The organism is Paenibacillus sp. JT31N11 (assembly GCF_056269285.1).
Genome location: NZ_JBWDNQ010000014.1, coordinates 123,699 through 144,588, shown reverse-complemented (window position 1 = coordinate 144,588; position 20,890 = coordinate 123,699). Strand labels below are relative to the sequence as shown.

Annotated in this window: 11 protein-coding genes and 3 pseudogenes; 5 read left to right on the top strand and 9 right to left on the bottom strand. The window is 47.1% G+C overall.

All coding sequences use genetic code 11. The annotated features are described in order from the left end of the window. Positions 1-130: 130 nt before the first annotated feature. Positions 131-1,051 (bottom strand): carbohydrate ABC transporter permease, encoded by a 921-nt coding sequence (locus tag AC0YNV_RS32210; protein ID WP_475771692.1) that lies wholly within the window; start codon positions 1,049-1,051, stop codon positions 131-133. A gap of 17 nt (positions 1,052-1,068) precedes the next feature. Next, positions 1,069-1,998, bottom strand: a complete 930-nt coding sequence (locus tag AC0YNV_RS32205; RefSeq protein ID WP_475771691.1) for an ABC transporter permease — start codon at positions 1,996-1,998, stop codon at positions 1,069-1,071. Positions 1,999-2,300: 302 nt separating this feature from the next. On the opposite strand from AC0YNV_RS32205, the gene AC0YNV_RS32200 reads away from it, so the two are divergent. Both AC0YNV_RS32200 and AC0YNV_RS32195 read left to right on the top strand, forming a co-directional pair. After that, the gene (locus AC0YNV_RS32200; RefSeq protein WP_475771690.1) at positions 2,301-4,028 is read left to right on the top strand and encodes a sensor histidine kinase; all 1,728 of its coding nucleotides are present in this window, start codon (positions 2,301-2,303) and stop codon (positions 4,026-4,028) included. A gap of 17 nt (positions 4,029-4,045) precedes the next feature. Then, positions 4,046-5,647, top strand: coding sequence for a response regulator (locus tag AC0YNV_RS32195; RefSeq protein ID WP_475771689.1), 1,602 nt, complete (start codon positions 4,046-4,048; stop codon positions 5,645-5,647). A gap of 154 nt (positions 5,648-5,801) precedes the next feature. Here the strand turns inward: AC0YNV_RS32195 and AC0YNV_RS32190 are convergent. From AC0YNV_RS32190 to AC0YNV_RS32175, 4 genes and pseudogenes are all read right to left on the bottom strand, one after another. Further along, positions 5,802-6,377, bottom strand: a pseudogene (locus AC0YNV_RS32190) (transposase); the annotation flags it as partial. Between the two features lie 750 nt (positions 6,378-7,127). After that, entirely contained in the window at positions 7,128-7,391 is a 264-nt protein-coding gene (locus AC0YNV_RS32185) for a hypothetical protein (RefSeq protein WP_475771688.1), read from the bottom strand. A gap of 46 nt (positions 7,392-7,437) precedes the next feature. Continuing rightward, positions 7,438-7,734 carry an ArsR/SmtB family transcription factor gene (locus AC0YNV_RS32180; RefSeq protein ID WP_475771687.1) on the bottom strand — a complete coding sequence of 99 codons (297 nt, stop codon included), beginning with the start codon at positions 7,732-7,734 and terminating at the stop codon, positions 7,438-7,440. Between the two features lie 270 nt (positions 7,735-8,004). Continuing rightward, positions 8,005-8,175 (bottom strand): annotated as a pseudogene (locus AC0YNV_RS32175) (amidase); the annotation flags it as partial. Between the two features lie 430 nt (positions 8,176-8,605). On the opposite strand from AC0YNV_RS32175, the pseudogene AC0YNV_RS32170 reads away from it, so the two are divergent. The 3 genes and pseudogenes from AC0YNV_RS32170 to AC0YNV_RS32160 form a co-directional block, all read left to right on the top strand. After that, a pseudogene (locus AC0YNV_RS32170) lies at positions 8,606-8,998 on the top strand (copper amine oxidase N-terminal domain-containing protein); the annotation flags it as partial. A gap of 82 nt (positions 8,999-9,080) precedes the next feature. After that, positions 9,081-9,266: a hypothetical protein gene (locus AC0YNV_RS32165; RefSeq protein WP_475771748.1), complete on the top strand. Its 186-nt coding sequence runs from the start codon at positions 9,081-9,083 to the stop codon at positions 9,264-9,266. A gap of 11 nt (positions 9,267-9,277) precedes the next feature. Continuing rightward, on the top strand, positions 9,278-9,952 hold the full coding sequence (locus AC0YNV_RS32160) for an exosporium glycoprotein BclB-related protein (RefSeq protein WP_475771744.1): 675 nt from the start codon (positions 9,278-9,280) through the stop codon (positions 9,950-9,952). A gap of 121 nt (positions 9,953-10,073) precedes the next feature. Here the strand turns inward: AC0YNV_RS32160 and AC0YNV_RS32155 are convergent, their stop codons facing one another. The 3 genes from AC0YNV_RS32155 to AC0YNV_RS32145 form a co-directional block, all read right to left on the bottom strand. After that, on the bottom strand, positions 10,074-10,334 hold the full coding sequence (locus AC0YNV_RS32155; RefSeq protein WP_475771686.1) for a hypothetical protein: 261 nt from the start codon (positions 10,332-10,334) through the stop codon (positions 10,074-10,076). Positions 10,335-10,654: 320 nt separating this feature from the next. Next, the gene (locus tag AC0YNV_RS32150; protein ID WP_475771685.1) at positions 10,655-16,657 is read right to left on the bottom strand and encodes a toxin TcdB middle/N-terminal domain-containing protein; all 6,003 of its coding nucleotides are present in this window, start codon (positions 16,655-16,657) and stop codon (positions 10,655-10,657) included. Positions 16,658-16,807: 150 nt separating this feature from the next. Then, positions 16,808-20,317, bottom strand: a complete 3,510-nt coding sequence (locus AC0YNV_RS32145; protein ID WP_475771684.1) for a Tc toxin subunit A-related protein — start codon at positions 20,315-20,317, stop codon at positions 16,808-16,810. Positions 20,318-20,890 lie beyond the last annotated feature (573 nt).

Genomic DNA, 20,890 nt, shown 5'->3' with positions numbered 1-20,890 from the left:
GCCCCAATGAATGGTCAGCATATTCAATGTGACCGGTTTATTGACTATCGGCAGACCCTCTTGATTATCCATATTTGCAGGGTAGAACTTTCATCATCGTTTTTACTTCCGCAGCCCGCAAGGACTAAAACTATGATTTCACCGCACCAATCATTACCCCCTTGTTAAAATACTTTTGAATGAATGGATAGATACACATGATTGGAATGGTTGATACAATAATAACGGAATAGCGCAGCATATTGGCAAGACGCATCGCGATTTGTGCGGCTTCGCCGGTTCCCATGCTTGACTGCATCTGATTGTTAATAAGGATATCGCGCAGAATTAGCTGCAACGGGAAAAGATTCTTATTCTGCAAATAGATTAAAGCATTAAAATAAGAGTTCCATTGACCAACCGCGAACCATAGAGCCAGCACCGCAATTACCGCTTTCGAAAGCGGCAGAACAAATTGAAAATAATATCGAAGGTTCCCGCAGCCATCAATTTGCGCAGACTCCCATAAATCGGTAGGGATGTTGGTCTGAAAAAAGGTCCGCGCCACGATGATATCAAAGACTGCAACGGAGAACGGCAGCACCATTACTAAAAACGTGTCGTACAAATGAAAATCGCGAATCGTCAGAAATGTAGGAATCAGTCCGCCGTTAAAAAACATGGTGAAAATAAAAAATAACGTAATGGCTTTGCGGCCGACGAGGTCTTTTCTCGATAACGCATAGGCTGCAGACATATTTACAGCTAAACCAATCACCGTGCCAACCACTGTATACAAGATTGTGTTCCGGTATCCAATCCATATATTCGAATGCTTCAATAATTCCGTATAACCGTCAAACGTAAAACCTTTGGGATAAAGCCAGACCTGTCCATTCCCAACCGCAGAAGGGTCGCTGAAGGATGCAATTAGGACAAAGTAAAGCGGGTATAGTGTAACGATTAGCACAAACGCTGCCCAAATGTACAGCAGCACTTCTAGCGTTGTATCGGAAGATCGTTTTTTTATCCTCTTCTGCATTGCCAATTTTGTCGTCGCTTCCTTCTCCATAATTCTCCTTCCTCCTTTTACCAGAGACTGTGTTCGCTGTACTTTCTTGATATCCAATTTACCAGGATCAGCAATATGAAATTAATGATTGTGTTAAATAGATTGATTGCCGCAGAAAAACTGTACTGGGCACTCAACAGCCCGATTTTATACACATAGGTAGAAATGACCTCACTAGCGGAGATATTCAAGTTGTTCTGCATGAGGTAGACCTTTTCAAAGCCTACACCCAAAAGACCGCCGACCCGCAGGATAAGCAGCGTAATTGCCGTTGGCATAAGCATCGGAATGTCGATAAATCGGATCTTCTGCCATCGGCTCGCTCCGTCCACTGTAGCTGCCTCATACAGACTTGGATTAACCGCGGACAGTGCCGCGATGTAGATGATACTATCCCATCCAGTATGCTGCCACACATCGGACCATACGAACACACTGCTAAACAAGCTGGACGAACCCATTAGGTTAGGAGCATCAGATCCAAACAAACGATATAAATTTCCGATTATTCCATTCCCGGGAGAGAACAAAATCAGCATCAAACCGACAAGAACAACGGTGGAAATGAAGTGCGGCATATAGGTTACAGTCTGGAACACCCTCTTGAACCGGTTTACTCGCAGCTGATTAACTAATAACGCAAATATGATCGGAATTGGAAACGTAGCAAAACTGTAAAGGCTTATTATCAACGTATTTTGGATTGTGATAGAGAATTGATAGGAGTGAAAGTACTTTTCAAAGTACTTGAATCCTGCCCACGGACTTCCCAAAATCCCTGAGGCAGGACTAAAATCTTTAAAAGCGATAATTACACCATACATCGGCTTGTAGGTGAAACAAAGGAGCAGGACCACAGCAGGCAACAATAATAGATACAGGCCCCAGTTCCTGGCTATCCTCCCAAACGTACGTTGTATATTGATGTTTAATTGGCTGGCACTCAAAAAGAATCCCCCTTCTGTTTTTTAATTGTTCTGAACATTATCAATTATAAATTTATTGTCACCTGCTATTTCGACTTTATAAAGGTGTTATCCGGACCTTTATGATTCTTTATTTGAAACTATCCAGTCTCACCAATGTCTTCGGCAGCTTACATGACAGTATCCAGACCTTTACTAGCACTTTCCGGACCTTGGTTAAACAAACACAATTATTGTCTTGTTTTTATTTCAGTTGGGTTTATAATATTTGAAACAAATGAAAACGATTTCATTATTGGAAACAGAAAGAGGCGCGCGGAGCAATGGAGAAACATGCAGAGAACAAGCTGTACCCGATTCAGCACTACGTGAAAACCATGCTCTTCATTTCTTTTGCCGCACTGATTCTGGATTTTGTCATCAGCTTTGCTACGATTACCATAGTCAAGCAGCAATCTGCTCGGTATTTACAGGATACGGCTCATTTGTATATTGACCGGATCAATAGTAATTTCGCCTATATGTATCACTTTATGGGGTGGACACTCGCTAACGACGAAAGTGTAATTACAATGGATACGTATGAAACCAATGATACCAAGTTTCTAAAAGCAAATCTTACGTTATACAAACGTTTTGTCGAACTCCAAAAGAGCTATGGGCAAGAGTATAACTTCTTTCTATATTTAAAGAATAAGAATTACCTTCTTAACTGCGCGCCAATGAGTATGTCGTATTCCGAATATGAGGCGTTGAAGGGACAAATTAAAACTTATGAAAAAGATAAAGATAGTCACGTACAGATCTATTCCCAATGGTCGACAATCGCTTTAAATGGATCTAATTACATTGTTAATATTATCCCTTATAATGACAGATACATGATCGGTCTGATAGCTGCAGATGATCTAATCCGCCCGTTACGTCAAATCAATCTTGGAGAAAATGGTTTTGCCTCTTTGGTGAATGCGGATGGAACAAGTGTAACCAGTTCGATATCAAACAATGGAAAGATGCTGAAAACAAATTCTGAAACGCCATTCCTCTTGAATGTTATACAGTCTCGAACAACGGTTAACGCCGCGTTTACGAATGCATCATTTTACGTTAAACTAGTCATTCAATTCGGGGCTTTCGAAAAAATCATGATTGCCCAGCTGCTCGTTATTCTCTTAGCCGTAATCATTGCCTGTAATTTTTGTTTCATTTTGCTGTATTTTAAGAAAAAGGTATTGAAGCCTATCAAGATCTTCTCCTATAACATCAGATTCTGGACTGGGGATGGCGAACCACTGGATATTGAATGCAGCAAAATTATCGAACTGGAGAAAGCAAATAATCAGTTTTTAAGCCTGGTTAAACAAATTAAAGAATATAAGATTGATATTTACGAAAGTGAATTAGAAAAGCAGCGAATCCAACTTAATTACATGAAATTGCAAATCAAACCCCATTTTTTCCTGAATTGCTTAACCAATATTTACAGCATGGCACAGATGCAGATGTATGCGGAGATTCAAAATATGACGTTATCTACTTCAAAATATTTTCGGTACATCTTTCAGAGCGGTCAGGATTTTGTCAACCTGGAGGATGAAATTGATCATGCGAGAATTTATCTCGAAATACAGAAACACCGTTATCGAAATGCGTTTGATTATAGGATCGAGCAGATAGAATACGCAAGGGGCAAGAAAATTCCACCGCTAGTGCTTCAGACTTTCATCGAAAATGCGATTAAATATGCGGTTTCAAGAGAAAATGAGGTGCAGATCTTGCTTACAGTAGACCGCAAGTTAGAAAAGGAATTAGAAATGACCGTTATCCGCATAGCTGACACCGGACCTGGTTTTTCAGCAAATGTATTAGAAAATCTTATAGAAGGACATTCCCTTGATCAAACGGATGGTACACATATCGGTATCATGAATACCTTGCAAAGGCTGGAATACCTTTATCATAATGAAGCAATAGTCCGTTTCTCCAATATAGAAGGCAGCGGCGCTTGTGTCGTCTTATACCTTCCGGAACCCCCGAAGGATAAACTATGAAATGGAGAGTAGCAAAAATGAATGCATTGCTTGTTGATGACGACTATTTTGTCGTAACCGCTTTAGAAAAGAAAATAAACTGGAAATTTCTGCATATCGAAACGGTTTACACGGCTAATAATGTTGCCCAGGCACGAGACATATTAATGAAGCATCCTATTCAAATTCTGATTTCCGATATCGAAATGCCGCAAGGAAGCGGACTTGAACTCCTCGCCTGGATTCGAGAAGAGAATTACAGCGTTCAAGCCATATTCCTGACCAATTACGCAGATTTCAACTACGCGCAGAAAGCAATTGAATTGCAGAGCTTTGAATATTTTTTGAAACCGATCGAATTCGACAAGCTGCTGCTTATTATCCAAAAAGCAATCGTAAAAGCAAAAGAACAACAAACAAACGAGAAAGCCATCCAGGAAGGTTACTTCTGGCAAAAGAATCAATCGAAAATTCTCGAGCATTTCTGGCGCAAACTGGTCAATGATAGTGCTTCCTTCCCCATCAAACCAGATGCCATAGCCTATTCCATTGAAGATCAGAATCTTTCTTATCAGATGAGCGATATCATTCAGCCCTTGCTATTTAATATATTTCCTTACGCAGGGAGCATGGGTAAACAAGAAAAGAGCCTTTTTGATTTCGCACTTCTTAATGTTCTTCACGAGTTGTTTCAGAACCCCTGTTTTTCAATCGAAACCATTCTAGAATGCAAGGACCACAACTGGATCGCCATTTTGAAGTGGACTCAATCTCCAAATTCGCAAACGCTTGAAGAACTTTGTTCTTCCTTAATCCAAAAAGCGAATCAATATCTGAAATGTGATGTTTGCTGCAATATCGCCTTATCCTTCAGACTAGAAGGGATCAGTCAAATCATCAAGCAATTACTGAATATGAATGAAGAGATTACCAAAGCCCGTAACCAAACCTTTTTCGTGGAGCAATATCATCGTCACAATAAAGTTGACTATATTCCACCTAATGTGGCGCAATTAGAAGAGCTCCTTAACCAAAACAAACCTGCTGCTTTTCTTAAAGAAACTGCCAAATATTTGACAGATAGTTTAAACAATAAGACACTCAATACGGCTATCCTAGGCTTGTTCCGACTGGATATTGTACAGCTCGTCTATTCCTTTCTCAAGCTTAAAGGAATACAGGCGCATAAACTGTATGCCGGCAAAACCAATGATCAATTATTACTGCATTCTTTATTTTCCATTGAGGATATGATGGAATACCTTACCTATTTGGTGAACACCGCTATGGACCACCTGGATTTCGCCGCGCAGCCAAAGTCTGTTGTAGATGAGATAAAGCAGTACGTTCTTGTGCATTACGGGGATAATTTAACTCGAAACGATCTGGCGGAAATCGTCTATCTCCATCCGGATTATTTAGCAAGGCTGTTTAAGAAAGAAACGAGTGTATCATTAGGGAGTTATATTATTCATATCCGAATCGCTGCAGCAAAGCAATTACTAGGAACAACGACGATGTCCGTCCTTACAATCGCAAACAAGGTTGGGTATTCCAATTATTCTTATTTCTCCAAGATTTTTAAACAAGTGGTTGGTTGCAGCCCTCACGAATTCAAAAAGGAGCTGAATTCTAGTTAATAGACCCATGCCTCCTCAATCGTAATATGGCGAAAAGAAATGCCCTATCGAAGTGATTGAAATATTCGAGGAAGGTAAAAGTGATATATATGAAAACAATTTGATTGAGCGGAGATTTGATTTTTATTGAGAATTCGAAACATAACCATACAAACGCGAATCGAGGGATATCTTGCATCATCTTGCTTTCATTGAATTCATGTCCCTTTTTCAATATACCGAACAGCACCCGAATGAGCTTGTTGCATAAAGCGATGAGGGATTGCATCTTTTTCAAGGGATTACCCGGCCGTTTGGTATAATACTCGTGTAATGCTTTAAAGGCTCCGTTCTTACCAACCAACGGCATCATGACTCGGAAGAGCAAGGCACGAAGTCGCTTCCTGCCTCTCTTCGTCATTTTGGTTTGCCCTTTGTGTTTGCCCGACGTGTTTTCTTTCAGGTTCAGCCCAGCGAGCTTTATGATCTGCTTTGGATGTCGGTACTGCCCAATGTCGCCTATTTCAGCGAGAAATCCGGCGATGGTGTCTCTGCCAATCCCTTTAATCGCTAACAATTGCGGGATAAAGGGGATTTGCATCAGCAGTTCATCCAAGTGCACTTCCAATTTTTCAAACTTCTTTTGGAGTAGTTCATATTGGGTTATATTGGGTGCTAAGAGTAATTTTCGGGGTAGCTTAATCAATTGGCTTATTTTTGTTGTGATACCAAGCTTCAATTTGGTTATACGTTGTTTAAATTTTCCTGTTAAAACTCTCCTGGTACTCTTCTTTAATATCCTACCACTGGAACCATACTTATCGTAACAATCAATAAGTAAATCTTTTATTTTGTCGATTTTGTGGTCATATAAGTTGCGAATGATTTTTGAGTGAGCCTATCATGCTCGTCGTCAGGAGCCCCCATCCCGATTAGTCCCATAGGGTCAAATCCATTAACAATTTCTCTGATAGCTAAGAAATCACTCATATACTCCTTTGACAACTTCTTTTTATTGATATCTACCATCCCCAAAAGCAAATTTTATACTGACTTAATGGTACCACATATTGGAACTAAACTACTTGTTAGCGGAGTGAGGCCGCAGTTCTATCCCAATGCAGCCTCATTTAGCTCTTGTATCCGGTAAGCGCAGTCACATTCCTATAGTAAAAACCAGATTCTTACTATCTCTTAACCTGATCACTTTCTCATTGTATCTTTTCAACTTAGCTTCAAAGCTGTTTCTACTTTGCTCAAAATCACTAGTCCATTTGTACATCAACTTCAACATCATGATATCTGGCTTATCATGGCACTTTTAATACCAAGTCTTTGCTTAAGAAATCGTGTTAGGATTCTGATCCTTCGCTTCCATAATAGAGTATCAAGGAATATGATTGTATTCGCCATTTGATACAAACATTGTTGCTGGGAAGGCTTCTATTATTCTTACTTTTGAATGAGAGGCGACGCCTTTTCCACCTATTTAAGGATCCAGTTAATCCACTTCATGAAGCATTTTTTCAATCGCAGTCATACGGTTGCGTATTTGAGACAGTTCTGATAAAAATTTTTCTTGCCCTTCTTTTAAATCTTGCTGTATACGAATTGAGTTTTCAGCAAGATTACGAAATTCCTCATCCCTGGCAATGTCTGAAGCATTCGAAATACTCAAATGCTTGGTTTTAAATCGGGATTGCATAAAGATGGTAAGCAGAACCATGACAGCTACTAGAAAAATATAACCATATAAATTATCCATTCAAATTTCCTCCAGTGTATTTTGATTTGTTGTAGAATGTTAGCATTCAAATTTTTAATATTGCGTCAGCTATAGTCTTTGGTGTTAGATGATATTCAAACTCCGATAATTCATAAAACTTCATCGCTTTCCCATCTTCAGACAATTCCAAATTGCCAATGACCAACCCCCCTCGCTCCAATCGCTGCAAGTGCATATACAATAATGGTCTGCTTATCCCCATCTCCCTTGCAAGCTCACTTACATACTTCCGTTTTTCCTGCAAGGAAGCTACAATTTTCAAACGAATAGGGTTAGCTAAGGCTTCAAATACAAGCAATAATTCATTTCCGCTAGCGTTCATAGCAGTTTCTCCAGTTCATTTAGCATGTTTTTGGTGCTAACCGACCATGTAAGTTAATTATTACATGTAAGAATTTTATTACATGTGAAAAGTTATGTCAAGTATCTCCACTTTCCATTTTAAGTATCCTGCCTTTTCGTATTATGCGGTCACCAGATCTTACTGGTCGCCCCCTTTTGTTAGGTCGTAAGATAGCGGAAGCCGGGGATCGAAGGCTTCTGCTGTAAAAAGAAAATAAACCCTTTATGTTTAACTATCGTACCCGTTAGCTCAAGGCTTATGATTTGGCATTTTTCTGTGTTTGGTTTTTTGTTCAAATGCAAATGCAATTCGTATTAACGTCGATTCACTAAATGCCGTTCCTGCGAACGTAATAACGAATGCTCTTCCATTATCTTGAAATCCGCCTGGCACCGCGATGGACGGGTAACCCGCTCTAGCGCTTAGATCAGCTCCGACATAAATTGATTCATTAAAAGCTGCTTTCGCTTCAAATCCGTTATAATGCCAATCGGTTGTTCGATGTCATATTAAATTCGATCTTCGGTAGAAATAATTCCCCATCATGACCTGTCTCGTTTTTCTTCTGTCTTCCATGCGATAAAATCGGTAAACTACTCCGGGATCTTGTCACCCGACATCAGGGAGCTTCTTCAATCAGATCCCGTTAACATGAATAGCTTGTGAAAAATTTTAGCATGTATCAACCCTAAGCTCATATTTCGATATATACTGATAGGAGGAATATTATGGGACTCTTCAAGGACTGAATATTCAAATTTTTAAGATATAACGGTTTTGTACTCGACAATTTTCTTAATTTCAAGGAGGCATTCAATTGTTTAAAAAGAAGTGGTCAAAAGTAGCTATTATGTCCATACTTGCTATGAATCTGGTGTCCGTTCCGCTGGTCCAAGCTGCGAAAGGCGGCGTTTCGCTTGTCGTCAACGGAAGCAGCGTACATACGGAGTCTGAGCCTATTCTTGTCAACGGTACGGTACTTGTTCCATTGCGCGTCATTAGTGACGCGGTAGACGCGACTATGAACTGGGACAACTCTACAAAGACGTTAACTGCTGTCAAAGGTGATGTCTCGGGTACTCTGGTTATTGGAGAATCGAAAGGAACCGTAAAAATCGGTTCCGAAGTTAAAGTAATCTCACTCGATCAACCAGCGCAGTTAGCCAACGATAGAGTCATGGTTCCAGTACGATTCCTGGCCACATTATTTGGGGCAAAAGTAGACTGGAACAAAATAACGGGAACGGTATCTATTATGGAACCGGTTAATCCGTACCCGGGGGATACATCGGCGGTATTTCCAGTAACAAAAGGTGATAACTCGGTTGCAGGTATCCAGGGACCTCAGGGACCTCAGGGACCTCAGGGACCTCAGGGACCTCAGGGACCTCAGGGACCTCAGGGACCTCAGGGACCTCAGGGACCTCAGGGACCTCAGGGACCTCAGGGACCTCAAGGACCTCAAGGACCTCAAGGAGAAAAAGGAGATACTGGAGCGACTGGACCGGTAGGTTCGGGAGGAATGGGACCTCAAGGTCCGGCAGGAGCTATAGGTCCTGCCGGTGAAGACGGTGCCGCAGGTCCCGCAGGTGCTATAGGACCGGCAGGTGCCCAAGGTCCGACAGGAGCTCCAGGTCCTGCAGGCGCCCCAGGACCTGGAGCAATCATACCGTTTTCGTCAGGCGCAGACATATCATTGGAGACGACTTTGGGCGGAGTGAAAAGCTCAGTTGGACTTCTCGGATTCGGGCATTCCAGAGATGGGGTCTATATTGACGGCAGCTCTAATATTGATTTGACCGGAAGCCAGCATGAGGATCTTAACTATGCCTTCTCCATGCCACGCAACGGCAGGCTGACGGGAATATCAGCGAGCTTCAGCATGACATTTAATCCCTTGCTATTTAACGATACTACGATCACTATACAAGCGCAGCTGTATAGCTCGAGCGGGTTCGACAATATGTTCTCACCCGTACCAGGAGCTGTTGTCTCGTTGCCTCCATTTACCGGAATGGTCACAGCAGGAACCGTATCCCATGGAATTGCAGACTTAAACATCCTCTTAGCTGCCGATACTCGTTATGTGCTTGTTTTTTCCACAACGGCAGCAAACGCAAACGCAAGCCATATTGGAGGGTTAGAGCTGGTCACTATTGTGCAAGGATACGCAAGCGCTGGGCTAGTTATTTCCTAATTACTGACTCTGTCATACGCAAAAACGCCATCATTGCCAATTGGCCGGATGGCGTTTTTCACTAAGATAAACTTACTCGGGAAGCCGCGGATTCCGGACGCTGGTGTAACAAATTAAATAATTACCAAAGCGCTTGATCCAAAGGTTCACTGCCGCGGCGTCCTGGATCCTGGCTGTCTGCCGGCAATACACTTTTGCAAGAAGTGAAGAAGCAGAGTGATGATGATGTGATAATGATATCCATCATCTGTCTAGGGCCACGAATCCACCAACCTAAACAAGTTAAGAAAGCTTGATTGATCAGGCGTTTTTTATTTTTATGTAGGGAGATTTGTGTCTTAGGAAAAAGCACAAATGTCCCTACATTGTTATCAAGTGACACAATTATAGCCACATAGTCACGACGACGGAGGCGAAACATTCGTTGTTGTAAAAATGTATGTAGGCCGCAATGTCCCGTTCGAGCTCTTTAAAGGTAGGGTACGTGTGAAAAAAAGTACTTCTTGCATTCACTTCAAACTTCTCCTGGAGCAGTACCTTGTCGAAAAGGCTGTCTGCAACATATTGCGTATGCCATTGCCAAGAAGTCCTCTGTGAAATATCGGAAGGCGGCTGTACGGACCGCGGCAACGGTAGGACAGCGCGCCTGTGCTCCGGAGGAGGCGCTCCCTTATGCAGAGGGGAGCACCTTATGCTGAACAATCATGGATTGCTGAACGTACCGCTTTTACTTGCCTTGGCGAGATCATTCTCGACTAGGAACTTCCACATGTCGTCAGCGTAATCAAGCACGAATACAGAACTGACGCCTTGAGCGAACAAGCCGCTTACGGCTCCCGTCAATTCAGGCTTCAAGAAGTCCAGCACCGGCAGGCCGCTGCTTCCGCCGAAGCTTACGAACGCTCCAAGGCTTGCTCCGCCCGCACCAGCCCCAAGGATCTTAGCGGCATCGAAACCGTTGCCAGCGGCGGCCTCACGTCCGAGCTCCGCTGCAGCTCCTGCAGCAAAACCAACAGCCGCCTTCCCTAGCGCAGCTGTACTTGGCTTAGGAATTGACAGCTTACCCGTACCCAGTGAGCCGCCTCCGAATAAATAGCTGCCAAAGCCCATGACCGCACCGGTGATGGCTCCGACCAACGCTCCCTCAACCATCTTTTCCCAAATTTGACCGAGAGTTCCTTGGCCCCCGGCGAAGCCTGCCGTGAAACCCATTGCAGCTCCATTGACTGCACCGGCCAAGGCGCCGGTAAGCAGCGTTGCAGCTAAAGTCTTAGCACCAAACGCCGCTGCCATCCCCGCCCCAATACCCATACCGGCAATTGCCGCTGCTCCGCCGACGGCCATGCCGCATAATACACCGAGGAGCACATCGCCTCCAGCTGCGGAAGCCGATATTCCGCCGACTACGCCTCCGATCGCCATGCCAATGCCGACCGCAATAATGCCCGCTGCCCCGAAGGTAACGATGCTCAACACAACCGCAAGAACGATGACTGCCACAACCGCGACGGCTGCGACAACCTGCTTCCAGTTATCCTCGAACCACTCCCCGATCTCCTCCCAGAAATGACCGGTCGGATCGGTATAGCGCAGAGGATTATTCAACACATAGCAGTACCTGTTCCAAGCCGCCGGATTATAAAGCTCCTGAACCATCGAATCAGGCATTAGAAACCGGCCAATCTGCGGATCATAATAGCGGGCTTGACAATACAAGAGTGCAGACCACCGATCATACAGCGCTCCCGTATAGAGGTATGGCGTACCTGCCGCTCCTGCTTCAATCGTATTGGTCAGCACCGCACCGAAAGGATCATAATATACACGCTGCAGGACTGCGCCATCCATCCCCGTTACAAGAGACGTGCTCCCCAAATGGTCGCCATGCATAAAGCTAGTCGTACCTGCCGCTAAGGCGATTTGGGCAACGCGGACCGAACCATCCATCACATACCCGAATAGGGTTCCATTCTCAATTATCAGCCGATCGTCGAGTCTCCATTGGTCAAAGCTCTCTACGCCGCCCGTAATTTGCATCCCTACCCGACTTCCTTCATGGTTATAGGTGCAGCTCATCTGCTCACCGTCACGTGTGAGTGACGATAGTCGTCCAATCCCGTCATAGACAGCTTCGCCCCAAGGCCCGCTCTGCGTCTGGCCAGCAGCCGTGTAGGCGAATAAATGCGGTCCTGCAGCAGTCAATCTTCCTGCAACATCATAGGTATAAGCCCCGATATCCGACTTATGCGTCAGGTTGCCGGCATTGTCATACTGATAATCCCACTGCTGGCCCGATAGCGTATCCACCCCAACCAAACGATATAAGTCATCATACCTATAGCTGGCGGCAAGCTTTGGATCGGTTGAACTGACCTCCAGCAGATTGCCGACGCGATCATGCCGATAATCGAACTCCTGCAGCACGACCCCTCCGCTGTCCACAGTTCGCAGCTGTTTGAGCTTTAAGGTTAACGGATCGTAGAGGTAAGTAGACGCAACTCCATTCGCATATTCAATACTTTCCCGCAGACCTAACGTATTATAGCTGATTTTCTTTACGTAACCGGGGATCGCGCTAAGTCTGCCGCGCTCATCATAACTGTAACGGACAATGAGTCTTCCAGCGGCTCCGGCGCTTGGCTTCGGATACGTAATTGAATCAATCTGCCCCGTTGCCCGGTACGAATAATCGAATTCGAATTTCTGGCTAGCCAACCCTTCCGGATACAGTTCTCTGTGCTTCACACGTCCGAGCCCATCATAGGTGAGCAGCTCAAAGCCTGCCTGATGCGTAATTTTCACGGCTTTACCTTTACTATGGCTGTCCCCTTCCAGAGCTGCAGCACCAACGTCATCATAGGTAAAAGCAGCGGTTTGCGTGCCTGTGGCTGGAAGTGTTGTACGGAGCAAACGATCCAGCTTATCAAATTCAAACTGCACCTTCACGCCCGCAGCATCGCGCTTCTCCACCTGATTGCCACCTGCATCGAATACAAAAACTGATGATCCCGAGACAGGATTGTCCGTCTGCAGACGCCTGCCCAAACAATCATAACGGAAGGTAGATCTCCTCCCTACCGGATCCGTTACGCAGAGCAGATTCCCTTTGATGTCATATTCATAAAAGGTAGATATCCAGCTTCCCGCCTCATTCGATGCAGCCTCCATAATGCGGCCCGACGGATCGAACGTATGCCTAACAGGAGTCGAAGCATGCGTAGCGCCTGCCTCTGGATTGCAATCCTCCTCATCGAACATATAAGCAATGCCTGGCTCGAACTCCTGCTTCTGCAGGGAACCGTCCGGATTCCGTGCCTCTATCAGCCGGCCGATTGCATCATAACGGAATTCCCGGTGCGGAATGTTGAGCGCAGTTGGATTCATGTATGCCGGATCTGCACGTTGAAACGGAAGAAACTGCTTCTTGATCAGGCTCCTTGCTGAATAGAGCCGGCTGCTCTCGACCGTCTCCAGCCCGCCGGCAGCGCTTCGCTCTTCAATGGTCTGACCGGAGCCGCTGATGAAGGTTTTGCTCCTCAGTGTCTCAGCTTTGCCATTCTCAAGACGCTGCTCGGTAAGCAGACAAGACGGATAGGCTGCAGCGTCTCCCACAGCTGGATATTCATGCCGGATGGTCGGCAGCTCAGCGCTCGCCTCCGGCTCAACCGTATAAATCAGCCTGCCTAGCGGATCATAGCGATTCGTTATTGTCACACCGCTTGCATCCGTAAGCACGCTAATCTTATTGGCACGGTAATCCAGCACCGCCTCCGTCTTATTGCCGAGGGCATCCGTCACCCGGACCGGCTGAATCCGGTGGGTGTCGAATTCCAGCAGCGTGGTGTTCCCGCGCGAATTCGTCGTCGTTCCGCGTAAGCCGGCCGCATCCTCAGTTCGGGTGTAGCTGACCTGATCGATCCACCAGCCGCCTTCAGCCGGGCGGCGATGATAGCCGAGTGCTGCAAAATCCGGCTGCTCCGGCGCGTCTCCATATACTTCTGCTGCCTGGGCATCTGTCAGAACCAACGTTTCCTGCTTGGTTAACAGCCCCATTGCGCCAATCTGAGATTCAGGAAGATTGTCATAATAGCTGATCGTCGCGGAGACGATCTGCCCGCTGCCATCCCTTTGAATGGTCCGCGACGGCTTGCCGCGAAATCGCGAAGCTGGATCTGCAGCATACGCAGTCTCTGTAATCAGGGTTCGGTTAAGCGCTGCATTGCGCGGATCCTCCGCCCGCTGTTCCTGTACGGTCGCATTGCCCGCAACATCGAATGCGGTGTTCAGATTAACGGTGATGCGGTAAGGTTCGGCTTGCCGTTCAAAATACGCGGTTCGGCTCTCGAGCAATCGCGGAGATACCCTTTCCTTCGCATTCGGAGCCCCTTCCATCGCCGATACAACATGCGCTTCCCAGATGCTGTTTGTTTTCATATAAGCCTTGTTCTCCAGATCGCTTCCATCTGCTCCGTAGACTTCAGTTGCCAGCAGTTTGCCCCGCAATGCCTTGAGACGTGAATACTCAAGCGCGTTAAGCGGCCGATCCAACTGATCAGGGTCGAGCCCTAAGTGATAACGATTGCATGTAAGCATTGTCGGAATCGACTCGTCGCCGGTCTCCTCAATCTCCACCCTGCCAAACCCGCAAAATTCACGAGATACGCCATCATAATGACCATCATGATAACGGAATCTTGTGAGTATAGGGCTGTCGCTGGCCTGATCACGTACGTGCAAAGAGAGAACAACAGGGATAGGGAAAGGTAAAAATGTCTGCCACTCTTCTCCAATTGCCTCGTCCCTCAAAGCTTGCGAGATCGATGTCCCATATCCAATCTCGGTCAACAGGCCCATGCCGTTATCGATCCGGTTCAGCAGGTATGGCTTCGTGACTCCGGAAAAATCAAGAAAATAATAATCGGTCGTTCTGCCTCCGGGCCTTATCAGTGACCATAGGACGCCGGCCGTTCCAGTACCGTTCATATCTGCCAGCCGGATTTGTTCGGGCTGCGCCGCTGGCGTGAAGCGGATTTCCTCCGGTTCGCCCAGCCGAATACCGTTCACATTCAGCCAGTACGTAACCCGCTCCGGTCCAACATAGACAAGATCGGCACAGCCGTCTCCATCCACATCGGTTAGGAACATTCTTCGGGGATCATAAGAACCGGGCAGTTTCGGCGGATTTGCGAGCACGACAGGCTCATCCCACCTTCCGGCACCGAGATAAGGCCAATAAACAACGCCCGACCCGTCCACTCTGACGAGATCCTGCAGGCCGTCGCCTGTCATATCGGCTAGATGGACGCGAGGGTCGCTTAAGAAGACGGGCGGCGCTTCATGTCTGGGCAGGAGCACAGGTTTCTCCGCCCATCCGCCATCCTTTTCCCGATAGTACAGACTGAAGAAATCCTCGCCCGTGACAAGCAGATCAGCGATGCCGTCGGAATTCAAATCAACCAGCCTGACATTCGGGTCAGAAAGACGCACACTGGGCGTCTGCCGCCAGAACACAGGCCTCTCGAAGCCGCCTTTTGCCTTATGCGGATAATAGCCCGTAAGCGGGCGATCCAGCATGATAAGATCAGCCGTTCCGTTTCCTTCCATATCGGCAAAAGCTGTACCCGGCTCGCTAAGAGATATAGCCGCCGGCAGCGGTCCAATCGAGCGCGGTCTTCCCCAGGTCAGGTTGCCTTTGTTCTGCCAAACGCGCGCAGTGCCGCCGCCGATCTCCAGCAGATCCGGAAGCCCGTTGCCGGTCCAGTCGATTAACTCCCGCGTTCCTTGCTGCATCGCTCCAGGCCGGGCATCCGATGACTCTGCGCCGATGCGCTCCAGTGTTCTGGGCCGAAACGAGCTATATGACAGCGTGAGTACGGGTACAGAGGCCGAATTACCGGCATTATCGAAGCCAGTCAGCTTCACCTGCCGAAGGAATGAATGTCCGCCTGCTTCACTCGGCGTATAGCTCAGCTCCCAACGTCTGGCGATCGGATTCGCCTCTCCGTCTACCCACAGCTCAATATGCGAACAGCGCAGCCGCGTCGTCTCTACAAACCCGGCACGTCTGCTGACAAAAGGGTCCGGCCGCTCTTCATAGTAGAAAATAACCGAATAGATGCTGTAATCGACTCGCTCCGGATAGAGGACATTACCGTCATGCAAATAGGAATAGCTGGCTTTGCAGCCGAGCGGGTCCTCAATCTCCTCAATGACCCAGCTGTGCACCGCTTCACTGCCGCCAATATCGGTTGATTGTCTTGCATTGCTGCCCGTTCCTAGCCGATAATATTTGCCTGCATTATCCATGATCCGGAAGCCGTCGCCCTCCCGGGTGATGATCCAGCCGTTCGTGTCCGGATTCAGGCGGTAAGTGCCGTCTCCTGCTTCAGCGAGCTCACCCCCTCCTGCCAAAACTAGCGGATCAGCCGCGGTGAATGAAGGAATTCGTTTATCAATCGAGCGTTTGACAGCAAGCTGGCTTAAGCTAAAGCCGAAGCCGAAGGGTCCCTGCCCTCCGGTCGTCTGGTATTGAAGGGTAAGCTTAGGCGCGATATCCCCGGGTCCATTTGGAATATCCAGCGGAATCGAATACGAGCCGGTTCCGGTATGAAAGTCCGGCTGGAACGTCTCTCCCAGCCCGCTGACTGCCCCGCCGCCTCTAGGCAGCGACAGAATCTGATCCGCCGTTCCGGTCGTTTTGCTCATGTTTTCAGCTCCTAAACGTTTTTGTGTGTCTGTGTCTGATCGTGTCGGTGTTCGATACGAACAAGCAAAAACTACATCGTAAGCTTAGTTTTTTCGTAGAAAGACCTACTTCGTAAGCATCATCTCAGTTTTTGGTGACTGAGCCCCGACTTAAACCCGAGGCGTGAATTCATATTCCGTCAGCAGAATCAAATTCCGGATCTGATTCAGCTGAAGCTTGCCATCTACGACGAGAGCCGGGTTGTCCGCCGCAAGAAGTTCCACCCGGTATTGACCGATAGCCGTTCCTGCAGCAAGCGGCTCCCATGGATGACCCGGCGCTGCGGTGATTTGGCCCTCTGCATTCGGACTTGCAGCGAGTGTATCCGTATGTGCTGGAACTCCCAGCCGGATCGTCCAGCCGGAGGTATCTACCCCGTCATCCGTCAGGACAAGCAGACTTACGTTGCGAAGCTGCGGGTTTTCCTCCTGAAAAGGAAAATCTGTCCGGCCAAGCGAGAATTCGAGCACCCCAGTATCTTGGAAATGGAAAAACGCGTCCGGATATGTCCAGCGGAGCGGAAGGCTTCTTGGACGGAAGTTTGCTGCTGCAATTGATGCAAGCTCTGCTCTCACGCCTTCGGCCAACACTTCGTCATAATTCGCGTTATAGTAGAACGTGACCCGGATATCCGAGATCGAATAAAAGTCCAGATCATTAGAGAACCGCGGAATGTCGAGTACCCATGAGCTGGCGACGCCTGCCCCTTCAAAAATCTTCAGCGTACGGCCGTCAGCCGGGAAGATGAAGCTGTCCTCGCGAAGCCGGTATTCCGATAGCAGCAGCGTTTCCTTAGGCTGAATGCGGAATTTCAGCTCGTTAATATCCGCCGTCCGATAACGGCTTACCCCGCCATTGGTCAGCGTTCCGCGTACGCCGGAACTAGGAAGAACCCCCTCAATCTCGACCTCAACGCTTTCAATTCTCCGGGCAAAAGTCCCCGGAAAAGCCATATCGAAATCTTCGATCCGGGTCTCAAATTCCATCCGTCCTGTTTGGCGGAATGCGGTCTCAAATAAGTATGGATAACGCTCCATCAGTGAAATGGTCTGCTTGACCGGAACCCGTTTCCGCTGCACATTCACGATTGCATCATAGGTGAACGAATCCACATCCAGCATCAGCGCATCGGCAGCCAACATCCCTTTGACCGACTGCGAGGCATAATCGGTTTTGATAAAATGGCGGACCATATCATTCTCGAAATTGTACGCACGCTGCATTAATCTCGCCGATCTGAGCGCCATGTTGAAGTAGCTGGCGGAGATTGTCTTCATGAAATTGCCCATCTGGTACCAGACATCTTCGGAGAAAAACTGATTTTCGAACGCCTCCAGATTATCTTTGGCCGCTTGCTTGCGAAGCCCTGCGATGACCTCATTCTGCTTTGCGACATCAAGTTGAGCGATAGAAGCATTTAATTGGGCCTGCGCCATGATCTGTGCTTTCAACATTTCATCTTTCTGGCGCTGCATCGCGGCAAGCTCATAATCACGGGTTATCGTTTGCGAACGTCTGGTTTTCTCGGCAATCACCTCATGAATATGCTGGCTGCCGCCATCGATGCCATTCTCCAGCTCCCACGGATTCTGCGAGGAATACCAGGCTATGCTCGTCTGCAGGCCGATCCGTTCCCAGCTCATTGCGGAATAATCATTGAAGTTCTGCTCGGCATTCGCCGAGCGAGCCGCCGCATAATCTTTGCCTGCCTGATAGACCTTCACTTCCAATTCGGATGCTTCACGCTGCTGCTTGGCGAGCTCCTGCTCGGCGCTAGCAATGCTGCTGGCCTGCTCCAGCTGCATCCTTGTCAACGATTCATTCTCGCCGCGGTCATAGAAATCGATAAACCCGCGCTCCGCCTGAATCGCCTGCTGGGCGAAATACCTCGCCACATTTTGCAAATAATCAAAGCTCCAGATCGGCACAATATCCGCCATGCCCAGAAAATCCAAATTCGCAGCGAGCTGCGCTAGCCGATTACGAATCGTCAATACGGTAATTGCAAGCTGCGGATTCATTGCGCCAATGCTGGCGCTTACCTCGTATTCGGTAAGCATCGCCTGTACCTGGGCTCCCGTCACCGACAGCTTCGCTTGTTTGTAGAGAGGAGAATCCAGATTAACCGGCGGCACGGTTCCCGGCGTTTCGGCAGCTATCCGGTAAATCTCAGTGGCCTTCGCAAAATCATCATTCTTATAGAGCAAATCCCCCCACCGTAGAACGTTATCGGCAATCTTCAGCCACAGGGCAGGCAACTCGATGGCCATATTCATATATTCATAATCAGCAGCGCTCAAATAATAGGATTGTGCGGTTTCATAATCGCCAAGTGCATGATAGCAGTCGCCTAATGCGGTAGGAATGACATAGAAGTAGAGGTGAGGGAGTTGGATGGAGAAATCGGTGATGACGTCGTCATGAAAGCGGATGAGGTGGATATCCATTACATCAATGCGGGATTTATATAGGAAGTAAATGGGATCAGTCGGCGGAATATCGCCCGTTTTCCACTTGAGCTCGAGACGCTCCTGTCCGATTGTTGTACCTAGAGTCTTAGAGAATTCCTTCTCAGCGGATGTCGCTCTGCTCTCTACTTGCTGCTTGAGCCATCCCCCGCCCTTGCCTGGCATGCGGAATGTGACGGCAAGGCCTTGCGAGGAATGCATGTCGCTCAAGGTTCGAGGTTCCATTGATAGCTTATCTGATATCGATACTTGATCCGCCACTGTCAGTGGCAGCGCTAGTCGATTCGTGGCGTTCTCTGCAGCAAGCCCCTGCGCCTGCACAACGAATTGATCGCCCTGTTTTAGCAGCTCGGCAGCCCGTCCTTGATCCCCCCGCCTGACAAGAGCAGCCGCCATATTGAAGCAGTATTGAGCTTGTCCCACCAGATCTTTGTGCTCAATAAATATCCGATTCGCTTGGTTCAGCATATCCTGGGCTTGTTCCGTCTGATCCTGGTTGATATACACGGCCGCCAGATTGATCGCAGCCGCTCCATAAGCCGACTTGGCATCCTCGGATTCCGACCTGGATACTTGCTCCATGGCCCGCTTGAAATAATATTCGGACCGATTCCACTGTCCTCTTGCAGCATAAGAAATTCCAAGCTCGCTGTCTGATTTTGCCGATTGAAGCGCTGTATCAGAAGTCTGAATACCCAGACCTTCATAAGTCTCAAGTCTTGCGCGCACCTCCGGAACTTCCGTGAACGCGGGACCAAATTTATCTGAAAAATCGGTAAGCGGCAGGGCTTCGACAAGATCCAGACCTGCGGTCAGCAGCGGTCCGAACAGGACGGAATCAAGCGGGAATATCGCCTCCGACCTGCGGGCAACCTGCGTCGGAAAGCTGGGATGCAGCAGCTTATAAATTAGAGCCTGGGAGGTTTTATAGACGTCGATCGCTTCGCGGTAACGCTTTCTGAGAAATAAGGCATTTGCCGTATCTAGATTTGTTTTAATGTCCTGCAGCTTCTTCTCCGCCTGACCGCTTGTCTGCTGTCGTTCCAAAGCCAATGCTTCTGAGAGCTTCGTGCCGTTGTCCAGCAAATAGCTTGCTGCCGTCTCTGAAATATCTCGAAGCGTTAAATAATTTTCCTGAAATTTAACCGTCATCCGTTTACCATCTCCTCTTATCAGTGGTTGGTGACATCACGGATTGCTAGTAAATAACCTATGAATTGAAGCGAACAGCAATCACCAGAAGTATACAGTTCTTCCAGTTATGTTGATATAGTTAGTTCGGCTTATTACTCTAGTTCTATTAGTCTGAAAATAGAAACCGGTTCGACAGTTAATTCAAATTTGTACCGTACTACCTTGTTAAGATCAATGAGCTAATAACTTTGAAATAAGATCATAGAAAATATTTACGTATCGATGTATTATTTCCATAATAAACTTAATAACGTAAATTAATTAGTCAAACAAATTACAACTTGATTAAATAGGGCCGGTTTGGTTGCAGCTCTACACCCTTTGAATTGCCCGCTACTGAACTCGGCGAAATTGATTAGGAAAAGGATCGTGAAAAGTATGTGGAGTAAACTGCTGAAGTTATTTATTTCTTTTGGCCGGGCAACCATGATGGGTTATGGTGGAGGGCCTTCGATTATCCCGCTTTATAGGAGGAGTGGATTATGTTTAAACGTAATTATTACATGTCACATGGGTTTGTCGAGAATTTTT